15 protein-coding genes are annotated in these 16,935 nt (G+C 66.4%); 5 read left to right on the top strand and 10 right to left on the bottom strand.

Annotated elements, in window-relative coordinates:
- Positions 1–146 precede the first annotated feature (146 nt).
- From ACIP2X_RS07580 to ACIP2X_RS07605, 6 genes are all read right to left on the bottom strand, one after another.
- Positions 147–356 (bottom strand): hypothetical protein, encoded by a 210-nt coding sequence (locus ACIP2X_RS07580; protein ID WP_401668707.1) that lies wholly within the window; start codon positions 354–356, stop codon positions 147–149.
- 445 nt (positions 357–801) lie between these two features.
- The gene (locus tag ACIP2X_RS07585) at positions 802–2,931 is read right to left on the bottom strand and encodes a Helicase associated domain protein (protein WP_401668710.1); all 2,130 of its coding nucleotides are present in this window, start codon (positions 2,929–2,931) and stop codon (positions 802–804) included.
- Positions 2,913–3,245: a DUF4145 domain-containing protein gene (locus ACIP2X_RS07590; RefSeq protein WP_401668940.1), complete on the bottom strand. Its 333-nt coding sequence runs from the start codon at positions 3,243–3,245 to the stop codon at positions 2,913–2,915. Before ACIP2X_RS07590 ends, ACIP2X_RS07585 begins: the two co-directional genes overlap by 19 nt.
- Before the next feature lie 225 nt (positions 3,246–3,470).
- The gene (locus tag ACIP2X_RS07595) at positions 3,471–4,319 is read right to left on the bottom strand and encodes an alpha/beta fold hydrolase (protein WP_401668713.1); all 849 of its coding nucleotides are present in this window, start codon (positions 4,317–4,319) and stop codon (positions 3,471–3,473) included.
- A 54-nt stretch (positions 4,320–4,373) separates the two neighbouring features.
- The gene (locus tag ACIP2X_RS07600) at positions 4,374–5,831 is read right to left on the bottom strand and encodes an amidase family protein (RefSeq protein WP_401668715.1); all 1,458 of its coding nucleotides are present in this window, start codon (positions 5,829–5,831) and stop codon (positions 4,374–4,376) included.
- 121 nt (positions 5,832–5,952) lie between these two features.
- Complete coding sequence (locus tag ACIP2X_RS07605; RefSeq protein ID WP_401668718.1) at positions 5,953–6,498, bottom strand: DUF302 domain-containing protein; 546 nt, start codon at positions 6,496–6,498, stop codon at positions 5,953–5,955.
- A 282-nt stretch (positions 6,499–6,780) separates the two neighbouring features.
- Here ACIP2X_RS07605 and ACIP2X_RS07610 point away from each other — a divergent pair, with 282 nt between their 5' ends.
- From ACIP2X_RS07610 to ACIP2X_RS07625, 4 genes are all read left to right on the top strand, one after another.
- Positions 6,781–7,386, top strand: coding sequence for a TetR/AcrR family transcriptional regulator (locus ACIP2X_RS07610; RefSeq protein WP_401668720.1), 606 nt, complete (start codon positions 6,781–6,783; stop codon positions 7,384–7,386).
- Positions 7,387–7,585: 199 nt separating this feature from the next.
- Positions 7,586–9,790: a SpoIIE family protein phosphatase gene (locus tag ACIP2X_RS07615; protein ID WP_401668722.1), complete on the top strand. Its 2,205-nt coding sequence runs from the start codon at positions 7,586–7,588 to the stop codon at positions 9,788–9,790.
- A gap of 568 nt (positions 9,791–10,358) precedes the next feature.
- A complete protein-coding gene (locus ACIP2X_RS07620) occupies positions 10,359–10,619 on the top strand; it encodes a hypothetical protein (protein WP_401668725.1) in 261 nt (86 codons plus the stop codon).
- A complete protein-coding gene (locus tag ACIP2X_RS07625; protein WP_401668727.1) occupies positions 10,616–11,128 on the top strand; it encodes a nucleotidyltransferase domain-containing protein in 513 nt (170 codons plus the stop codon). Before ACIP2X_RS07620 ends, ACIP2X_RS07625 begins: the two co-directional genes overlap by 4 nt.
- Positions 11,129–11,854: 726 nt before the next feature.
- Here the strand turns inward: ACIP2X_RS07625 and ACIP2X_RS07630 are convergent.
- The 3 genes from ACIP2X_RS07630 to ACIP2X_RS07640 all read right to left on the bottom strand — a co-directional run bounded on the left by ACIP2X_RS07630 (position 11,855) and on the right by ACIP2X_RS07640 (position 14,132).
- Positions 11,855–12,133, bottom strand: coding sequence for a hypothetical protein (locus ACIP2X_RS07630; protein WP_401668730.1), 279 nt, complete (start codon positions 12,131–12,133; stop codon positions 11,855–11,857).
- Positions 12,134–12,213: 80 nt separating this feature from the next.
- The gene (locus ACIP2X_RS07635; RefSeq protein ID WP_401668732.1) at positions 12,214–12,672 is read right to left on the bottom strand and encodes a hypothetical protein; all 459 of its coding nucleotides are present in this window, start codon (positions 12,670–12,672) and stop codon (positions 12,214–12,216) included.
- A gap of 1,025 nt (positions 12,673–13,697) precedes the next feature.
- Positions 13,698–14,132, bottom strand: a complete 435-nt coding sequence (locus ACIP2X_RS07640; protein ID WP_401668735.1) for a DUF5959 family protein — start codon at positions 14,130–14,132, stop codon at positions 13,698–13,700.
- A gap of 484 nt (positions 14,133–14,616) precedes the next feature.
- On the opposite strand from ACIP2X_RS07640, the gene ACIP2X_RS07645 reads away from it, so the two are divergent.
- Positions 14,617–15,426 (top strand): hypothetical protein, encoded by an 810-nt coding sequence (locus ACIP2X_RS07645; RefSeq protein WP_401668737.1) that lies wholly within the window; start codon positions 14,617–14,619, stop codon positions 15,424–15,426.
- 210 nt (positions 15,427–15,636) lie between these two features.
- Here the strand turns inward: ACIP2X_RS07645 and ACIP2X_RS07650 are convergent, their stop codons facing one another.
- The gene (locus ACIP2X_RS07650; protein ID WP_401668739.1) at positions 15,637–16,188 is read right to left on the bottom strand and encodes a YcxB family protein; all 552 of its coding nucleotides are present in this window, start codon (positions 16,186–16,188) and stop codon (positions 15,637–15,639) included.
- Between the last annotated feature and the right edge of the window lie 747 nt (positions 16,189–16,935).

Raw genomic sequence — 16,935 nt, forward strand, 5'->3', positions numbered from 1 at the left:
GGCAAGCTCGGTCTGGTTGCGCGGCGGCTGGGCCCCGCGCGCCGCACCGGCCGTCGGCCCGGCGGTCGGGCCGGAGAAGTCGCCGGCCTACGCATGACGCCCGGCCGGGCGCGGCGCGACCATGCCACCTTGAGCCGGTAGTCCCGCTACGAGGTGGAGATGGCCGTGAAGCGGACGGTCCGGCACCCCTGAGAAGACCCTCCCGGGTAGTCGGCCCGCGTCGGCAGTCGATACTCGCCGACCGGCCCCTGCGGCGAGCGGGCGACCGGCATCAGGGCGGGTGGGATCTCGTTGCGGTGCTGGCGCATGATCTGCCGCAAGGTGCGGGCGCGTGGCGGGTATGGGCGGACACTCATCCGCGCAGCATGGCAGAGGATCACCCGACGGCCGGCCACTGCGTGTCACTGCGTTAGCCGTGGCAATCAACTTCCGCGATCTTGCCTGGCGGATCCACGGCTTCATAGCAAACACCATCGGCGCGAGCCAGCTGATGACGCCGGTGATCGTCAGGATCGCTGGCGGGGTCCTCGCCGTTCTTGTCGCTGGTAAGCATCGCGGTCGGTGCGATTCAGTCACTCGGCCGTTGACCGCCGCAACTGATGTCACGGAGAGGACGTCGGCTCGGTGATCTGCGGGGCCAAACACACGACGGCCGACGGCATCCATCAAGGCCGTCGGCTCCGAACAGGCGGTGAGGGCTCGGTACCCAGCCCTTCCGCCGTCCTCGGTACCACTGTGTCGCACCACCGCCGGGGGCGGCGTTACCGATACCGTTGCGCTTCAGCTCAGCCCTCCATGCGCCTAGTCGAGTCCGAGGGCGGCGAGGGCGGCGAGCTTGTCGGCGGTGAGCTTGGCGCGCCTGGTCTTGGTGTTGGACAAGAAGACCCCGAGCTTGACCTCCGTGCCGTCGGGCAGCGCCTCGATGTGGCTTCTGGGGACGGTCAGGGAGCCTGTGCGGGTCTTGTACTGCGCGAGGGCCGCGACATTTCGCTCGAAGGCGCTCAGGGCGCTTTGAGGGGCCTTGGCGGGCGCTTCCGGCGCCGGGGCGAGCGGCGCGATGCCGAAGGCTTCCAGGCGTTCGCGCTGCCCGTCCAGCAAGCCGGCCCAGACAGCCGGTTGGCGCTGCTTGGCGAGCCATTTGCCGATGTCCATGCCGTGGACGGTGACGCCGGGCAGGAAGTCGGCCTGGCCTGCTTCGTCGCGTACGAGCTCGCGTAGTGCCGCGTAGTGCCGTTGCCAGTCGGCCGGCCATGCCGGATTCCAGTCGGCGTCCACGGCTTCCAGCGCCGTCCTCCACTCCGGGTGGCTGTCGAGGGCGGCGGGGCGGCGGAGGTTGGACAGCCACTGTCCGATCGGCCGGTCCAGTGCCGTCGCCGTGCGCGGCGCGCACAGCGTCCAGTGCTCGTCGTAGTACGCGCGTGCGGCCGCGAAGTTCTCCTGGAACCGCTCATCCGCCACCGACCAGACCATGCCGAGCTGTTCTAGCCTGCGGGCGCGCTGGCTGTTCATCTCTCCGGCTCCGTACGCGCGTCGCTGCTCCGCTACCCACTGCCCGAGGGGTGTGGCGCCTTCCCGGTGTCCGTAGGGGACGCGGGCGTTGCCTTCGCGCTCGACGTACTCCTTCAGCTTGGCCCAGCCGCGGGCCCAGTCCTGCCGCTCGGTGTCGATCACGTTGAACGACACCCACTGTGCGACCATCACCGGATCCCGCGGAGCGGCAAAACGCAGCAGCAAACGGGAGCCTTCCTCGCCCTCTTCCGGCGCTGTTCCGATCCATTCGGACGGCTGCGCGACGTCCTTCTGCGGCGCTTGAGGAATGGCCAGCAATTCCACGGCCTCTTCATCATGAGCCCGCAAGCCCTCGAGCACTTTCACGAGCGGCCGGTACGAGCCGGAGGTGAACATGTCCTCCGGCTTTTCCCCGGGCTGAAGGAATACCGGCACGATGAGTGAGGCGAGTTTGCCTTGTCCGGGCTTCTGCCGGAGCGCACGGCCGATGGCTTGGACGATGTCGTGCGGCGCACCCTTCGGATCGGGCAGGGCCACGGAGTCCACGGCGCGGATGTCGACGCCTTCACCCAGGACGCGGCAGTTGGAGAGCACGGCCCGCTGCCCCGTGGCCCCGAAGGAGCCGAGGACCTCGCGCCGGCGCTGCGGGAGGTGCTCGCCGCACAGCCAGTCCGCCCACATCCGCTTCGGATACACGTCCGGCTCGTTGGCGTGCAGCTTCGCCGCCACCCGCTCCAACCCCTCCGCATACGCCTGCGCCTCCATCGTCCGGTGATGGAACGTGATGCATGTCTGCAGACCGTGCTGCGCCATGGTGTGCAGGAGCGCGGCCTGCAGGGCTCCGATCCGCTGCCCGCGGACCTCCTCGCTACGCCGGTCCTCGCCCATCAGCCGCTCCGGGGTGACGACCGGGTCCTGGAGCTGGAGGACGATGATCTGGTACCGGGCCAGCAGCCCACGAGAGGCGGCAGACGCGAGTGACAGTTTGTAGAGCACCGGGCCGAAGACGGCTTCGTCGTCCATGGAGGCCGCCATCTCCCGCGGCAGCGGATCCCGCACCCCCTGCGCAACCTCCCGGTTCAGCCGCTCCTCCCAGATCCGCGGCGTCGCCGTCAGATACAGCCGCCGGTAGGCGGCTGCAGCGAACACACCGCAACCGCCGGCCCCCCCATGCCCGACCTCATGCCACGCCCTCACCGTCTGCGCCAGCAAGTCCAGCGTCGGCACCACCACAAGCACACGCCCTCGCGGCACAAGCCGCTTCGCCGACGCAGCCGCCATAACTGTCTTTCCCGTTCCGTACGCGGCGTGTACCTGGCCCCGCAGGCCGTTCGCTGGGATCCCGCCCTGTGGTACGTCCAAGCCCCGAATGACGGCGGCGACGGCTTCGACCTGGTGATCCCTTAGCCAGATGTCAGCCATGACCCCGCCTTCGTCTCAGTCCGTGCCGGATGTTGCGTACGAGTGACCTCGGATGCCCTCCTCGTCATGTCGTCGGGGTTTGTTTCGTAGATCAAGGACAGGGCATGGTCCAAGAACTTGACTCCCTCCAGGACGTCGGTGATGCGGAGAACGTCCTCGTGGCTGCCTGCGTTTCCGATCGACTTGACGGCCAGGAGCAAATCAGCCGCGTCCGTGTGTTGCGGCAGCGCTGTCTTGAAGGTTGCGATCCGGTTGTCGAGGCTGAGCCTGACGGCTTTCCCTGCGCGACCGAGCTGTCGATGCTCCCAGGCCAGGGTCTTCGCAGAGCGTTCGTGCTGGCCGGGCGGGGTGCAGTAGTACTCGAAGCCTTCGACGCCGTGCTGCCGCCAAGCGTGCGGGGACTGCTCGGCAGTCTTCGGGAAGGGTCATCGTGCCGGGGGCCTCAGAAGATGGGGAAGCGGCTCCCGGGTAGATGCCGGGAGCCGCTTCGTGTGTGTCAGTCGGGGTCGAGCGTGGGTACGGCAACGCCCCCGGGCGGATCAGTTGCGGAGGAAGTCCAGGGCCTGCTGCACGAACACCTCGTGGTATTGGAAGATGCCGCCGTGGCCGGAGTCGGGGTAGATGGCGAGTTTGGCGTTGGGCAGCAACTGGGCGAGGCGGAGGGTACCGGTCGCTGTGGGCCACATTGTGTCGTTGTCGCCGTTGACGACGAGTGCGGGCTGCTTCAGGGCTGCCAGGCCGTTTGGCGAGGTTTCCTTTTCCCATGTGATGAGCGCGGTGAGCTGGGCGCCGACGGTGTCGTTGGAGATCGGGGCGTCGCGGTCGTCGGTCGTGCGCCGGTCCAGGCGGGCGAGGAAGGCGTCTGCGGCTGCCTGGCCGGTCGGTGACGGCTCGAAGAACAGGAAGTGCTTGGGGTGCTTGCCCTGCTCGGTTGCCTTTTCGATGGCCGCCTGAAGGGTGGCGCCGGTGGCAGCCGGGCCGTGTGCGCCTGCTGGTGCGGTGGCGGCCAGGATGATCCGGCGGACGCGGTCGGGGTACTGCTGGGCGACGACCTGGGCGACGATGCCGCCCAGCGAGTAGCCGAGCAGGTCGACCGCGTCCAAGCCGAGGGCGTCCAGGAAGGCGATCGTGTCGTTGGCCATCGCTTCGAAGGTGTCGGGGGTGGTCCCGCCGGAGCGGCCGACTCCGCGCAGGTCGACGAGGATGACGTGCCGCTCGGCTGCAAGGCCGTCGATCACGGCCGGGTCCCAGTCGTCCAGGACCGCAGTGACGTGGTGCAGGAGGACCAGGGGAACGCCTTCCTGCGTGCCCACCTCTCGGTAGGCGAAAGGGGTTCCTGCGACGTCCACGGTCTGTGTGGGAGCGGTTGTTGCGGTTGTTGCGGGCATGGTGATGTCTCTTCTCGTACTCGGTATCGGTGGGAGTGCTGGGCGGTGTCGCTTTCAGGCGGGGGTGGGCAGGGCGTCGAAGAGCAACTCCACCCGGCGGGCGAGGTCGAAGAGGTGGCTGTCCTTGCCATGGGCGGCGTCGATTTCGAGGCCGATCGGCAGGCCTTCGGTGCTGAGGCCGATGGGGATGCTGATGCCGGGCAGGCCCGCTCCGCTGGTGGGGATGGTGTTGTAGGCGAGGAAACGGTCGTCCACCTGCTGGCCGGCGACGGTGAAGTTCGACCCGTTGTCGATCAGAGGTGCGGGGCACGGTGTGGTCGGGAAGAGCAGTGCGTCGGCCGCGTTCTGCGTGAATGCCTGGCCGAGTCGGCGCTGGAGACGCGGGCGTTCGGTGGCCAGAGCCGACGCGTAGCCTTCGTCGGAGAGGTAGCCCTGCCCGCCCGGGACGACGACTTGGCTCCAGATCGTCTTGAGCTGGGGCTTGATGTCGCCGTAGATCTCATCGAACGTGACGGGGAAGTCGTTGCGGGTGACGAATTGCGTGACTGCTTCTCGCATCTCGCGGAAGAAGAAATTCCACGTCAGGTGGTTCGTCGTGTCCATGAAATCGTCGCCGAGATCGATTTCGACGATGTCGGCGCCGGCGTCGCGAAGGCGTTCCAGCGCGGCGGTGAAGTGGGCTGCGGTCTCGGGGTCGATCACGCTCATGTACTGCCGGGGGGCGTGGGCGAACCGCACCCCGCGCAGGTCGGAGCGCTGCGAAGCGGGAGAGGTGGCGTGCCCGGTTACGACCTGGTCGAGCAGCGCGCAGTCCTCGACGCTGCGGGCGAGGATGCCGGTGGTGTCGAGGGTGTGGGAGATCGGGGCGACGCCGCCTCCGGGCCAGCGGCCGTTGGTGGGCTTGTAACCGACCACACCGCACAGGGACGCAGGGACTCGGATGGAGCCCACCGTGTCGCCTCCGGTTGATGCGGGGACGATGCGGGCGGCGACCGCCGCCCCGGAGCCGCTGGAGGATCCGCCGGGGACATGGGCGTGGCTGTAGGGGTTCTTCACCTGGCCGTACGTGCTGTTGTGTCCGGTCAGTCCGAAGGACATCTCCACGAGGTTGTTCTTTCCGAAGACGATGCCCCCGGCATCGCGGAGTGCGACGACGACGTCTGCGTCGTGGTTCGGGACGAAGTCCTTCAGGTTGCTCACGCCGAGCGTGGTACGGACACCAGCGGTCGCGTAGCTGTCCTTGATCCCGATCGGGACACCGAGGAGGGGAGCATTGGAACCCGCGGCGCGGGCCTTGTCCGCCGCCTGCGCCGCAGCCAGCACTGCGGACTCGTCGATGGTGACGAAAGAGTTCAGGTCGGCATGCTTGCGTGCGCGCCGCAAGAGTGCGGACGTGTACGCCTCGGATGTGATGTCGCCTCCACGGATCGCGGCAGCGGCCGCGGCCACGCCGAGCTCAACCAGCTCGTCGTCTCCTGTCGTTGTGCCGACGGTCGTGTCCTTGTCCGGCATGATGTCTCCTCGAAATTTTTTTAGTGACTGTTGACAAGCGATCAACACTTGCAGGGGCAGGGCACCTCGCCCGATGAACGGCGGGGGCTTCGGTTCCTCTTTTCCGACCTGTGTGCCGCCGTCAGCGCTCATTCGCTGCGGCTGCGGAGAGGGCAGGCGGGACGGTCACGTCCAGGACTTCCAGCAGGTTGAGGACCTTGCGATCCAGTTCCTGGCCGACGGCAGTGATGTCGGGAACGCCGAAGCTGGAGAAGCGAGTGCTGGGCTGGTCGATGGAGAACAGCGTGGCGCCCTGCCGGTCCTGAATGATCGTCGTACGCAGCGGGGCGTAGAGCATCACCGCCGGATCGTGTCGGTACATGCGCTCGGCGATGGTGTGATTTCCCATCAGGTAGGTGGTGCAGAGCCCCGGGTCGCCGGCCAGTCGCATGGTCGCACCGACGTCGGTGCTCCAGAAGCGCATGAAACCGTACGGGGCGTTCTCCGCGGCAGCGGCGACCACGGTGTCCCAACTCGCCCGCTCGGTGCGGAGCTGCGTCATCCGGTCGATGTCCAGTACCGGTACAGCAGCTTCGTACCTGGTCCGGAAGTCCTCGAAGGACGTTCCTGTGTCGATCGACCACCGGACGACCTCGTGGGGAACTGCGACGAAGTTCTGCGTGGACATGTTCGTTCCTTTCTGACTTGCCTGTGTCGGGAGATGCATGATCTGGATCGCCGACCACGAGAGCGGAGCCCGAGCACCCGACTCGCCGAGTAGGCCCCTTCGTGCGCCACGGCGAGCTCACGGGGAGCGTGCGAGCCGCACCTGGCCGGCCAGTGAGCGGCAGCGGTCCTCGCGCCTCGTCGGCCGACGCATGATGCGCCGCATCCCGCGAAGTAAAGCGATCGATGTACTTCAACGTAGCACGACCCCGCACCAAAGTAAATCGATCGCTATACTTGCGGCATGGGAACGAGTGAGGCTACGGCCCGAGCGACCAAAGGCGGGCGGGGAGCGCGGGAGCGGATCCTGCGCACCGCGGTCCAGTTGTTCGCGCGCGAGGGCATCCACGCGACGGGCATCGCGAAGCTGACAGAAGTGGCACATGTGTCGACGCGCACGTTCTACCAGCACTTCCCCAGCAAAGAAGCCCTGGTCAGCGCCTACGTGCAACGCATCGAATCCGACTCGGACGGGCCCGTCGGCGTCGAAGCCATTCTGGAACGCAGCGACCTCAGTGCCCGCGAGCGTCTCCTGGAACTGTTCGCCGACTCGCCGCCGATCGAGGAGATCGTGCGCGGGTGCCCCCTGCACAACACCGCCGTTGAGACGGCCGGAACGATGCCCGAGGCCGCAGCCTTGGTTGAGCGCCACAAAAGGCAGTTCACCGCCCGCCTGGTCAAAACGGCCGCTGAGGCAGGTGCGCGCGATCCCGAGACCCTGGGACGGCAGCTCGCGGTGCTGTTCGAGGGCGCCCGCGCGCTGTCCACCTCGATCAACGACAGTCAGCCGTATCAAGACGTCCGAGCACTAGCCGAAGCGCTGATCAACCAAGAGACCGGACCGACCTGACGGCAGCACAAACTCGCTGCGCTTGGTCACCAGAGGGGAATACAGGACGACGCCGAAAGCCAGGAAGATTCGCTCGAGACCCTCTGCCGGCACGATGGCCAACACGTTGGGCCGCCTCCGCCACTCCCCCTCCCAGCGCAACTGACCATCAACGCACGAGGTTGGAAAGGGCTCAGTGACGGCAGTAGTCTGGTAAGACATGCACACGGCGCCGGGTGGCGATGCGATGAATCAGATTGAACCCACGCCAAGCCGTACCCAGCAAACGTCCTTTCATGAGGGCGGTCAGCGGGACTTCCTGCTCACAGCGGTCAAGGATTTGGTACGCAACGTCCACGGCGCCGCTGCGACGGTTTTCCTCCGTGCCTCAGACGCAGCCGAACTGCGTGCTGCGGTGGTAGCCGTCACACCGCTTGGAATCGGATCTGTGGAACGCGTATCGCTCGACGACGAGGTATATCCATCGGCCCGCGCTTGGCGAACAAATTCTGTCGTCACGGCGCACGGCCCGGAACTCATGCCATTCCATCCGGATCTTTCAGTGTTTGCGCCATTCCCACTTCAGATCGCCGCGGCTCCCATCTCCCACGGCGGGCGCAAATTCGGTACGATCACCGTCTACTGGCCACGTTCCCGCAGCGGAACTGCCCAGGAAGAAATCGAGCAATTGGTTGAAGTCGCGGCCGATATAGCCATTCACCTCGGGCGGCTATCCGAGCGTCATGGGCTAATGGAGCCTCCCGCAGTTCCATTCGTCGTAAGCGCCGAGTGGGAGCATGCCGACGCCCGAGAATTTTCGTCCCCCACTGTCCCGCTGATCTACCATGTCCACAAACTCGCCATGCTTCTGGCGAATGTCGTGCGGACTAGTGAAGCGATTAAAATGGCTATGGACAGAGTGATCGGCGGATTTTCTGCCGAGGCCGTGATAGTCAGCCTTGTACAGGAAAACCGGCTGCAAATAGCCGACGCATCCGGTTGTTCACCAGAATTTATCCGTACAGCGGACTGGGCCAGGCTTGGTAAAAGCACGCCAGAAACCGACGCTGTCGTACAGCAACGGCATGCCCTCTACGCAGCGCACGATCAACAGACCAGAGGCCGGCTCGCGGAGCAAGCGCTGGACGAGGCCTGCGACTGGCTAGTTTCTCCCCTGCTGGTCGGGAAGCGATCGGTAGGTGCACTTTCCATAGCATTCAAGCGCCCTCACCGGGATCTCGCCGTACAGCAGTCGGCGCTCACAGCTCTGGCCACAGCGCTGGCCCAAGCCGTGGATCGCACCCAGACGCAGGAGGCCAGGCACGTGCTGGTCGAGAAACTGCAGCAAGCGCTACTGCCCAGGATGCTCCCACAGCCAGCAGGCGTCGTAAGTACCGGCAGATATGCACAAGCAGCGAGTGGGACTGACATTGGGGGCGATTGGTACGACCTGCTGACGCTCCCCACCGGAGGCGTTGCCATGGTCATCGGCGACGTAGAAGGCCACAATCCCGCTGCCGCCGCCGTCATGGGGCAGCTTCGCAGTGCCGTGCGAGCCTATGCAGACGAAGGTCAACGTCCTGGGGAAGTACTTGAGCGGGCTAATCACCTTCTGATCAGCCTCGACACAGACCTATTCGCCACGTGCTGTTGCCTGTGGCTGGACCCCGACACAGGTGTGGCGGAGTTGGCCAGTGCTGGCCATCCGCTGCCACTTATCCACACAGCTGACGGTATAGTCCCCTCGCCAAGCGATCTCGACATCGGAATGCCGCTCGGCGTATATCCCAATACGCGCTATACAGCCGCTGAGTTGGCGCTGAAGCCTGACACAATAATCGCATGCTTCACCGATGGCCTGATCAGCCTCGGAAGCGAACTCGACGCCGAAACATTGAAGACCGCCTTGGGAAGCCACGCGGATATCGAATCTCTCGCCGATCAAATCATGAAGGGCTTCGGAAGACGACGCGTAACACACACAGACGATGCAGCACTCCTTCTCGTGTGCTACGAAGGGCCATCCAGCGAGGCGCAGCGCGTCATACGCCAACTCAAAATCCATCGCCGTGATCTCCAGGGAACCCCACGCGCACGTAAGCTCATCAGGGAGTGGCTAGACGGGTGGGACCTTTCCGGTATGGCCGACGAAGAAGAACTGCTGCTGTCGGAAGTGGTCACCAACGGCCTGGTTCACGGAGACAGTGACGTATACGTTGTCGTGCGAAAATACCCAGACCGCGTGCGGGTGGAGGTGCGGGACAGCGATCCGCATCGACCACGGACTGTGACGATGCCGCGCCAGGAAGACGAAGCTGAAGGCGGCCGAGGCCTCATGATCGTGTCAGCCCTTGCCTCTGCTTGGGGCAACTCCCCAAGCGGTAGGGGTAAAACCGTGTGGTTCGAACTGCCCGTGCCGGCGTGAGTGCGTGACTGCCGCGACGCCTGTACCCGATCCGGCCGACGTCACAGAGGTGACGGGGTGGGTTGTCGGCAGTTTCAGGTTCTGGATGCGGTCCTTGTTCCAGACCCCGTGTTTTCCCTCGCGTGGAATGTCGAGCGTAAGCAAAAAAGGAAATTCAGGACAAGTCACTACGTGATGGGCGTCGTGGTTTTTTCATTGGGTGGGTGTCATCTGTTTTCACTGCTCGGGGGCCGGGTTCGGGTGGGTGGTTGGTGTTGATGGTGTCGTTTGGTCGGTGAAGGGCGTTGTCGTTTCGGGGGGTGGGTTGGATGACGCGTGTGTGGGGCGGGAGTTGATGGATTCGCGGGCTGGGGGAGTGGGGGCGTGGTTACGCTCGGCTGGTGCCTTCGTTTTCGGGTGATCCGCGTCGTGAGCGTCTTGTTGCTGTTGTTGTGCCGTTGCTGCGCCGGTCGTGTCCTCCTGAGGGGGTGGCTTTGGTGGGTCGTACGAGCTGCGTCTGGCTGTTGATGAGGCCGAGGCGCTGGGTGGTACCGAACTGATCCGTTCCGCGATACGCAAGGCGGCCCGGTTGTTGGGCTGGTCGCGGCTCGAGACGTTCGGCGGTTCGTATCCGCAGGGCGCTGTCGCGGGCGTTGTGGATCAGCGGGAGGTCCCGGAGGAGTTGGCCGGGGTGGTTGAGGACTACCGGATGGGGCGTATGAGGGCCTCGGCCGAGGTGGTCTCCCAGCCCATTCAGGATGGTAGGCGTCGGGCGGTACCGGGTTCCGTGTACGTGACGACGCAGGAGTTCCGTGCGGCCTTCGCTGCGGTGGAGGGTGTGCCGGAGTGAAGCGTGAGCGGGCCACGGGGCTGCTGAAGGACATGATCACGCGTCTGGAGCAGGGCGGCTGGCCGCTGGGCCTAGTGGACGAGGTGTACGTCTTCGGGTCGTACATCCGTGGGGCGCTTCATCCGAACGACGTTGACGTTGTCGTGGAGCACGGTACGGACGAGCAGTGGCTTGAAGAGTCGCTGTACGCGTCGATCAACGGACGTGATCCGTACGTGAGCATGCGGCAGGCGCTACGCGGCCGTACTCGCGGAATCTCCTTCCAGTTCCGTGGACGTGACACTCTGCGCGACGAAGGTTTCGACCTGTTCATGCTGTGGCCCAAGGGCGAGCCCTTCTCGCTGGCTCGCGAGCGGCTGTCCTCCTGGAAGGAGGACCCTTCAGCGGGCACGGCTCCGCGGGATCACATGCTGGCAGCGTTCGGAAGCCTGGAAAGCCCTGTACCGAGGCTGGCGAGGTTCGAGTTGTTCACCGGCATGCGGCCGGCCGCGTCAGCGTCATGTCGTTGACGCTGCGCGAGGGCGAACCGGCAGACGAGGAGGCCGCCGCGCATGTGAGGTGCCGCTGGGTGGAGACGAGCCCTGTGCGGCGGGCAGCGCAATGCGCGCTGGTTACGCTCGAGCATGAAGGCGTCGGCCTGGACGGTGTGGTGCTGCACGGGAAGCCGGAGTTCCGGCATGGTCGAAGGACACGTGAACCGGGTGAAAACACTCAAGCGAGCCATGTATGGCCGAGCTTCGTTCGAACTCCTGCGGACCCGCATCCTCATCCAGCCGTGAGGCTCCGAGAGCTGGGCATACAGTCAGGACGCATGAAGTCGCCGGAACCCACGGATCCGCAAGCGGAGGCCGCACAGGGCCGTATCGCTCTATGGCTTGACCAGGAAGACTTGCGCTGGCTGGCGCAGCACTGCTGTTGCGCCGACGACGCAACCGACGAAGACAAGGACCGCTGTGGACGGCTCCGCTTCCGGGCTAGCACAGCCCTGCACAAGCATCAGCACTCGGCATGAGGACGCACGCCGTCACGGAACTGCGGCCAGAGCCTTGGAATCGGCCAGGGCTGCTCGATGCCTCACGTGCTCCGCTTCTCAACTGAGTGAGGAACCGGAACGAGCGCTTCACAGGTGGCCAGCAGGAGTCGTCTGCTTGTTCAGCGTGCCTGTCGGGCCGAGCAGCCGTGCCGCCTTTACGTTCCTGAGCGCTCCTTCGCTCGCTGCGTGGTGCTGGAGGGTTTTAGGCGGTGTGGTGCGCTCCGACGAAGGACTGCAGGGTCTCCTGCGTGTGTGGAAGGCCGAGGTCCCGCAGCCGGTCTGCGGACGAGCGGATGAGCCAGGCGTGCCGGTGGCCGGCGAGATCGCCCAACAGCTGCTGCTGCGCCGCCGTCAGGTCGGCGTAGCGGGGTGCGGGGTGCGGTTGCGGAGCGGGAAAGAGCTCCTGGATTGCCCTGCGGGTGCGGGACCCGTAGTAGTCCCATACGACGCGGGGCAGGCACACGTCGAGCGCCTCGCGCACGGCGGCCAGGTCCGAGCCGGGCGGCAGTGCGTGCAGGGTGCGCTCGATGTGGCCGTGAAGGTCGCCCTCGCAGTAGTCGGTTACGCGATCGAACGGGCTGCCGGCAACTGCGGTGAGTTCCGTGACAATCCGGCTGAGCAGACCGGGGCCGACAGGGGTTCCGTCGAGGCCGGCAAGACAGATGAGGGCGGTGGCCGCGGCCCACCGCGCGTCAGTGCGTCCATGACCGGGTCGGTGAGGGCGCTGTAGCCGGGGCCGACCTGGTCGGTGCGTAGCCGCAGCGAGCCGTGCGTGACGGGCCGGCCGTCCATCGGGGTGAGGAGCGCGGAGACCACCCCGGCAGGGTCGTCGACGGCGCCGCAGTGCACGCCGAGTACCCGCTGGGGACCGAGGGCGTGGACGAGGCCGGCCATGGTGCCGCCGGAACCCAGGGCCACCACGACGGTGTCGAGATCGGGGGCCTGGGCGAGCAGCTCCCGTCCGCACGCGTCGTAGCCGAGCGCTCCCACCGCGCCGCTGCAGCTATCAGGATCAGCCATGGTTGCTGCTGCGCTGTGGTGGATCCGGACGAAGTGATCCGTGCGGTCAGGCCTGCGCGGCAGGTGATGTTCGCCCGCTCTGATCACGGACCGGCCGGGCGGGTAAGGGGCTTGGTGGGCGGGCCGGCTGGTGTGTGGTCTGCGAACCGGTCGTTTCCCGTTGTGGTCATGGGAGCGGTCGGCTCGAGTCCGTCTGCACTCGGCGCCTGTTTCGCGGCGGTCTCGACGACCTGCGGGGGATCGGCACCACCGTGTATCTCTTCCAGGCATCCTGGCGGGAGAGTGCTTTGAGGTCTGTTGCGCGGTGGTCGGTGGGGGGATGTTCGCCGCTGCCCTGCAGGCCGGCAGCGAAGCCGCCCATGAGGGCTGGCGCGGCGACTGCGGTTCTCTGATGTGCGCCACCACCGTGTGTGTGAGGAGTGCTCGTTGCTGCGGTGGTTGTGGGTTGTGCTGAGTCTCTCGCTGTTGTTGTGTGCGAGGTCGTCGAGGTCTTGCCACGGCCTCGTGGTTGGGGTGTGGGGCCGGTTTCCCTGGCTAGGTTGGGGTGAGGGGACCTCGGCATGCCTGGGTCGGCAGCCGTGGTCGTGCGGGCAGGGGTGGGGTGGCCGTGCCGGCGCAGCTTCGGGGAGCCGAGCGGTGTTCTGGTGGCGGCTGTCACCTGTCGTGGTGTGGATGAAGCGGGAGCCGTGACGGCGTGGTGGCTTCGTCGGGCAGTGCTGGGCTGGTGGGCGGCATTGTGCACGGGCTGTAGGGGCTGCGTGTGGCGTGTCGTGAGCGTTGCTGGTGTGTCTGCTGTTGTTGCCGGCGGGTGTGGCGGGGGTCTGCGTGCGGGGTTTGCTGTGCTTCGGGGTCGGGCCCTGCCGGGGGGTGTGGGGTGGTGTGCTCAGGGGTGGTTGTGGTTGTCGCTGACCTGGGTGAATCCGACTTCGGCGCCTGCGGCATCTGCCCCGGTTGCCGCTGCTTTTCCGTGAGCCCTTGCGCAATTTGGCGCGTCTGTGTCACGGGCCGACCTCCTCTGAAACTCCTCAGTTCGCCGGGATCAAGTGGGCCCACACGGCGCGGAGCCTTTCGAGAAGGGCACGCTGCTCGTCGATCCAGCCGCGGTCCACTTCGAGGGAGAGGGCCAGCCTGGTGGTCTGCTGGTCTGCGATGGTGACCGTGATCCCGTCCTGGTCGTCCTCCGGCCAGTTCAGGCGGATGCCGATCTCGGCGACTCGTGCAGCCTCACGCCAGACGGCGTCGTGCCCCGCGGCGACCTCGTCCAGTACGTGAGCCCAGCCGGCCAGGTCTCTTGGATCGACATAGGTGTCGAGGACACCGGCCACGAAGTCGTTGTGGACCAGGAGCTGTCCCTTCACGTCCGGGATGCCCGGGGCGTAGGAATCGTTCAGCTCGACCACGACACTGCCGCCGTATTTACCAGTGATCCGCAGCAATGCGATCCGCTCGGGCTCCTTCATGTCCCACCCCTGGGTGTTCGATCCAGCGCTGATGCTGCGCACTCTAGACAGCACCACTGACGATGCCCGTCGCGCTCAACGTCTCAACGGGCGAATCAAGGACTGTCTTCTTGCCCTGGGTCTTGTCGGGGATCTTGAGGAGCTGGATTTTTGCTGGCCCGGGCGTGCTTGCGATCGGCTGAGTGGTCGTTGGTCGTCGTGGGCCACTGCTGAGCGGCCTTGAGACGGCCCGGGCCACCGAGCTGCCTCATGAGAACCTTCTGATCCGTAGCTCTATGCAGAAAGGTCGCTGAGGGCCATTCCGGCTAAACGATGGTCTCAGGCAGCCGCGGCAGGCCGCTCTTGGTTGCTGCGGTTGCGGTACTTCGCTGCTGTACCGGCACCAACGGAGAACACAGCGACGAGGTCTGCAGGAGGGATTGTCGGTGGCACGTACTAACGTGCCCGCACGTTCCGTCGATGTCCGTACGCCTGAGGAGCCTTGATGCCCGGAGACGCACCCGAGCTGCCCGCGAAGGATCTGCGCACCCTGATACCGGAGTACGCGGGCCTTGTCCGGGAAACCATCCTCCTCAACCCGGAGCCCGGCGTCCCTGGCGTGCGGGAGAGCTCGGTGGGAGGCAAGCTGCTGTGGCCCGCGGACGAGCCGTGGTCGTACTGCGCGCAGGAAGACCACTGGACCTTCGGCTCCGACCCGTCCAACAGGACCGAGATTGTCCCGGGCGCGGTGCCGATGGTGCCGATCCTTCAGCTGTTCGCCCGGGACGTGCCGGGGCTGGAGTTTCCGGAAGGGAAGGATCTCCTACAGCTGGTGTGGTGCGCACTGATGCATGAGCAGGACCCCAGAGGGCTGGTGATGCCGCAACTGTACTGGCGTAACGAGGCGGAGATCGTGGCCGGAGGGCTGCTGTCCGAGAACCCCGAGGTGAGCGAGGGGGAGTACGACGAGGACAACATGCCGGAACCGTCCACGCTGTCACCGACGACCGCGGAGGACTATCCGAGGTGGCTTGATCTGCCCAAGGACATGTGGGAGACCTGGGAACCTCGTCTCCGGATGCCGACGGGCCACGCGGTGTGGCCACCCGACTCCAACCTCATCGGGACGAAGGTCGGCGGCTGGCCCGCCTGGACGCAGCCTGCCGACTGGCCGGACTGCGAGAGCGGACACCGCATGGAGCACCTTCTGACCATTACTGGCGACATACAGTTGGGCGACTGCGGCGGCGTCTACTTCTTCCATTGCCGCCGGTGTCCCGGCCTGCCGTGGGACTGGCGCTTCGACTGCCACTGACAGCCGAGGTCGGTGGAGTCTCAATGGCCGAGTCTAGGGCGTGTGGGGCACTCGATCAGTTCTTCTGGAAGTGACGTGGCACCCTGGTGACTTGCACGCACTTCAGCCGCCGCCGTTCTGACGCGGGTCAGAAGGGCGGCGGCTGTCGTCGCCTGTCATTGTTGAGTCCCCCACGGCCCCGACCGCGTCACAAGACCCGTCGGACAGGTCCTAGCGTCGCTTCAGGTTCCGGTCCAGGATCGCCCTGAGACGGTCCACGTCCGCGGGGTCCTGCGCCGCCCGCTTGGGCAGTACCGCGACTCCGGCTGCGCGCTCGCCGCCCAGCAGTACGAAGAGCCCGGGCGTCTCCAGGTACTCCCGGAACACCGTCCAGTCGAGCGTGAAGGACACCCGCTCGCCGGTGCTGACCGCGCCGCGGTCGTCCGCGACCATGCGGCACTGCCCGTACGGCTCCACGATGCTGAACGTCCGGCGGGCCGTGGCGCGCAGCGCCCATACGGCGCCCCAGGACCCGATACCCACGGCGAGCACCAGCGAAATGATCCACACGAGCGGCACGGCATCGCCGAGCGCTGCGTAGATGGCCGCAGCGGCCACCGGCGCCAGCAATATGAGCAGCGCCTCGGCCCGACCCGCCGGGGTACGGCGGGCTCGTGCACGGAGCGCCTCCTGGAAGTCCGCGGCCGTCGGCGTGTAGACGAACTCGACGGCCGTGCCGCGGTCCGTGTCCTGAGATGAGAAATCCCCGCCCATGGTGTCCATGAGCGGGGATCCTAGGGGGTATCTGCTGGCGAGAGTTGCCCGGCCATGATTTGCAGGACACCGGTGCCGCGTCAGGCAACGTTCGCCCTGTCGTGGCGGTGTCGGCGGCGTTCTCGGGGGTCGGTGCGTGGGCGCGGTTCCTGGCAAGGGTGGGCATCGGGGTTCCCTGCGCCGGCAGTCATTTCCGCAGGGAGTGGTGTGCGGGGGCGGGCGGTGTTGCGGTGAGGAGCGAGCCTCTGGACGTCGTTCGCTTCCTGGACAAGTTTCCGGTGATGCGGCAGGGCCCGGGCGGGCCCTTCTTGCACGCCTGACCCGGCACCGGGTCGGTTCCTGTGCGTGGGTGGCGGCGGGCTTCCCGGCGGGGCGGGCTTGGTTGGGCTTTGTGGTGGTGGTGCTGGTGGGTTTGTGGTGTTCGGCGTGTGGTGCCCGCAACCGCCTACTGCTCACCCCACCGCCCACCGCCTACTGCTCACCCCCACTGCCTACTGCCTGTGGCGGGGGGTGGTGGTTGGGGCGGAGTGGCAGGGTCCTCTTGTGGTGTGCCGGTGTGCCGGTGTGCCGGTGTGCCGGTGTGCCGGTGTGTGGGTGGTGTGGGGCGGGGGTGTTGCGGCGTCGCGCCGTATCGCATGGGTGGCGTGGGCCCTGGGGTGGCGGGGTGTTCCGGCGTCGCGCCGTATCGCATCGTACGGCGCCTTGCCGGGGGTGTTGGGGGGTGCCTGTTCTGGAGGGGGTGTGGTGGGGGTGGTT

It is taken from the genome of Streptomyces sp. NPDC089424 (assembly GCF_044749345.1).
Taxonomy (GTDB): domain Bacteria; phylum Actinomycetota; class Actinomycetes; order Streptomycetales; family Streptomycetaceae; genus Streptomyces.

Coding starts and splice junctions, on each gene's coding strand:
- ACIP2X_RS07650 (WP_401668739.1), bottom strand. CDS start 16,188: ATGGACACCATGGGCGGGGATTTCTCATCTCAGGACACGGACCGCGGC.
- ACIP2X_RS07615 (WP_401668722.1), top strand. CDS start 7,586: ATGCACACGGCGCCGGGTGGCGATGCGATGAATCAGATTGAACCCACG.
- ACIP2X_RS07645 (WP_401668737.1), top strand. CDS start 14,617: ATGCCCGGAGACGCACCCGAGCTGCCCGCGAAGGATCTGCGCACCCTG.
- ACIP2X_RS07580 (WP_401668707.1), bottom strand. CDS start 356: ATGAGTGTCCGCCCATACCCGCCACGCGCCCGCACCTTGCGGCAGATC.
- ACIP2X_RS07600 (WP_401668715.1), bottom strand. CDS start 5,831: ATGCCGGACAAGGACACGACCGTCGGCACAACGACAGGAGACGACGAG.
- ACIP2X_RS07595 (WP_401668713.1), bottom strand. CDS start 4,319: ATGCCCGCAACAACCGCAACAACCGCTCCCACACAGACCGTGGACGTC.
- ACIP2X_RS07635 (WP_401668732.1), bottom strand. CDS start 12,672: ATGGCTGATCCTGATAGCTGCAGCGGCGCGGTGGGAGCGCTCGGCTAC.
- ACIP2X_RS07585 (WP_401668710.1), bottom strand. CDS start 2,931: ATGGCTGACATCTGGCTAAGGGATCACCAGGTCGAAGCCGTCGCCGCC.
- ACIP2X_RS07640 (WP_401668735.1), bottom strand. CDS start 14,132: ATGAAGGAGCCCGAGCGGATCGCATTGCTGCGGATCACTGGTAAATAC.
- ACIP2X_RS07605 (WP_401668718.1), bottom strand. CDS start 6,498: ATGTCCACGCAGAACTTCGTCGCAGTTCCCCACGAGGTCGTCCGGTGG.
- ACIP2X_RS07610 (WP_401668720.1), top strand. CDS start 6,781: ATGGGAACGAGTGAGGCTACGGCCCGAGCGACCAAAGGCGGGCGGGGA.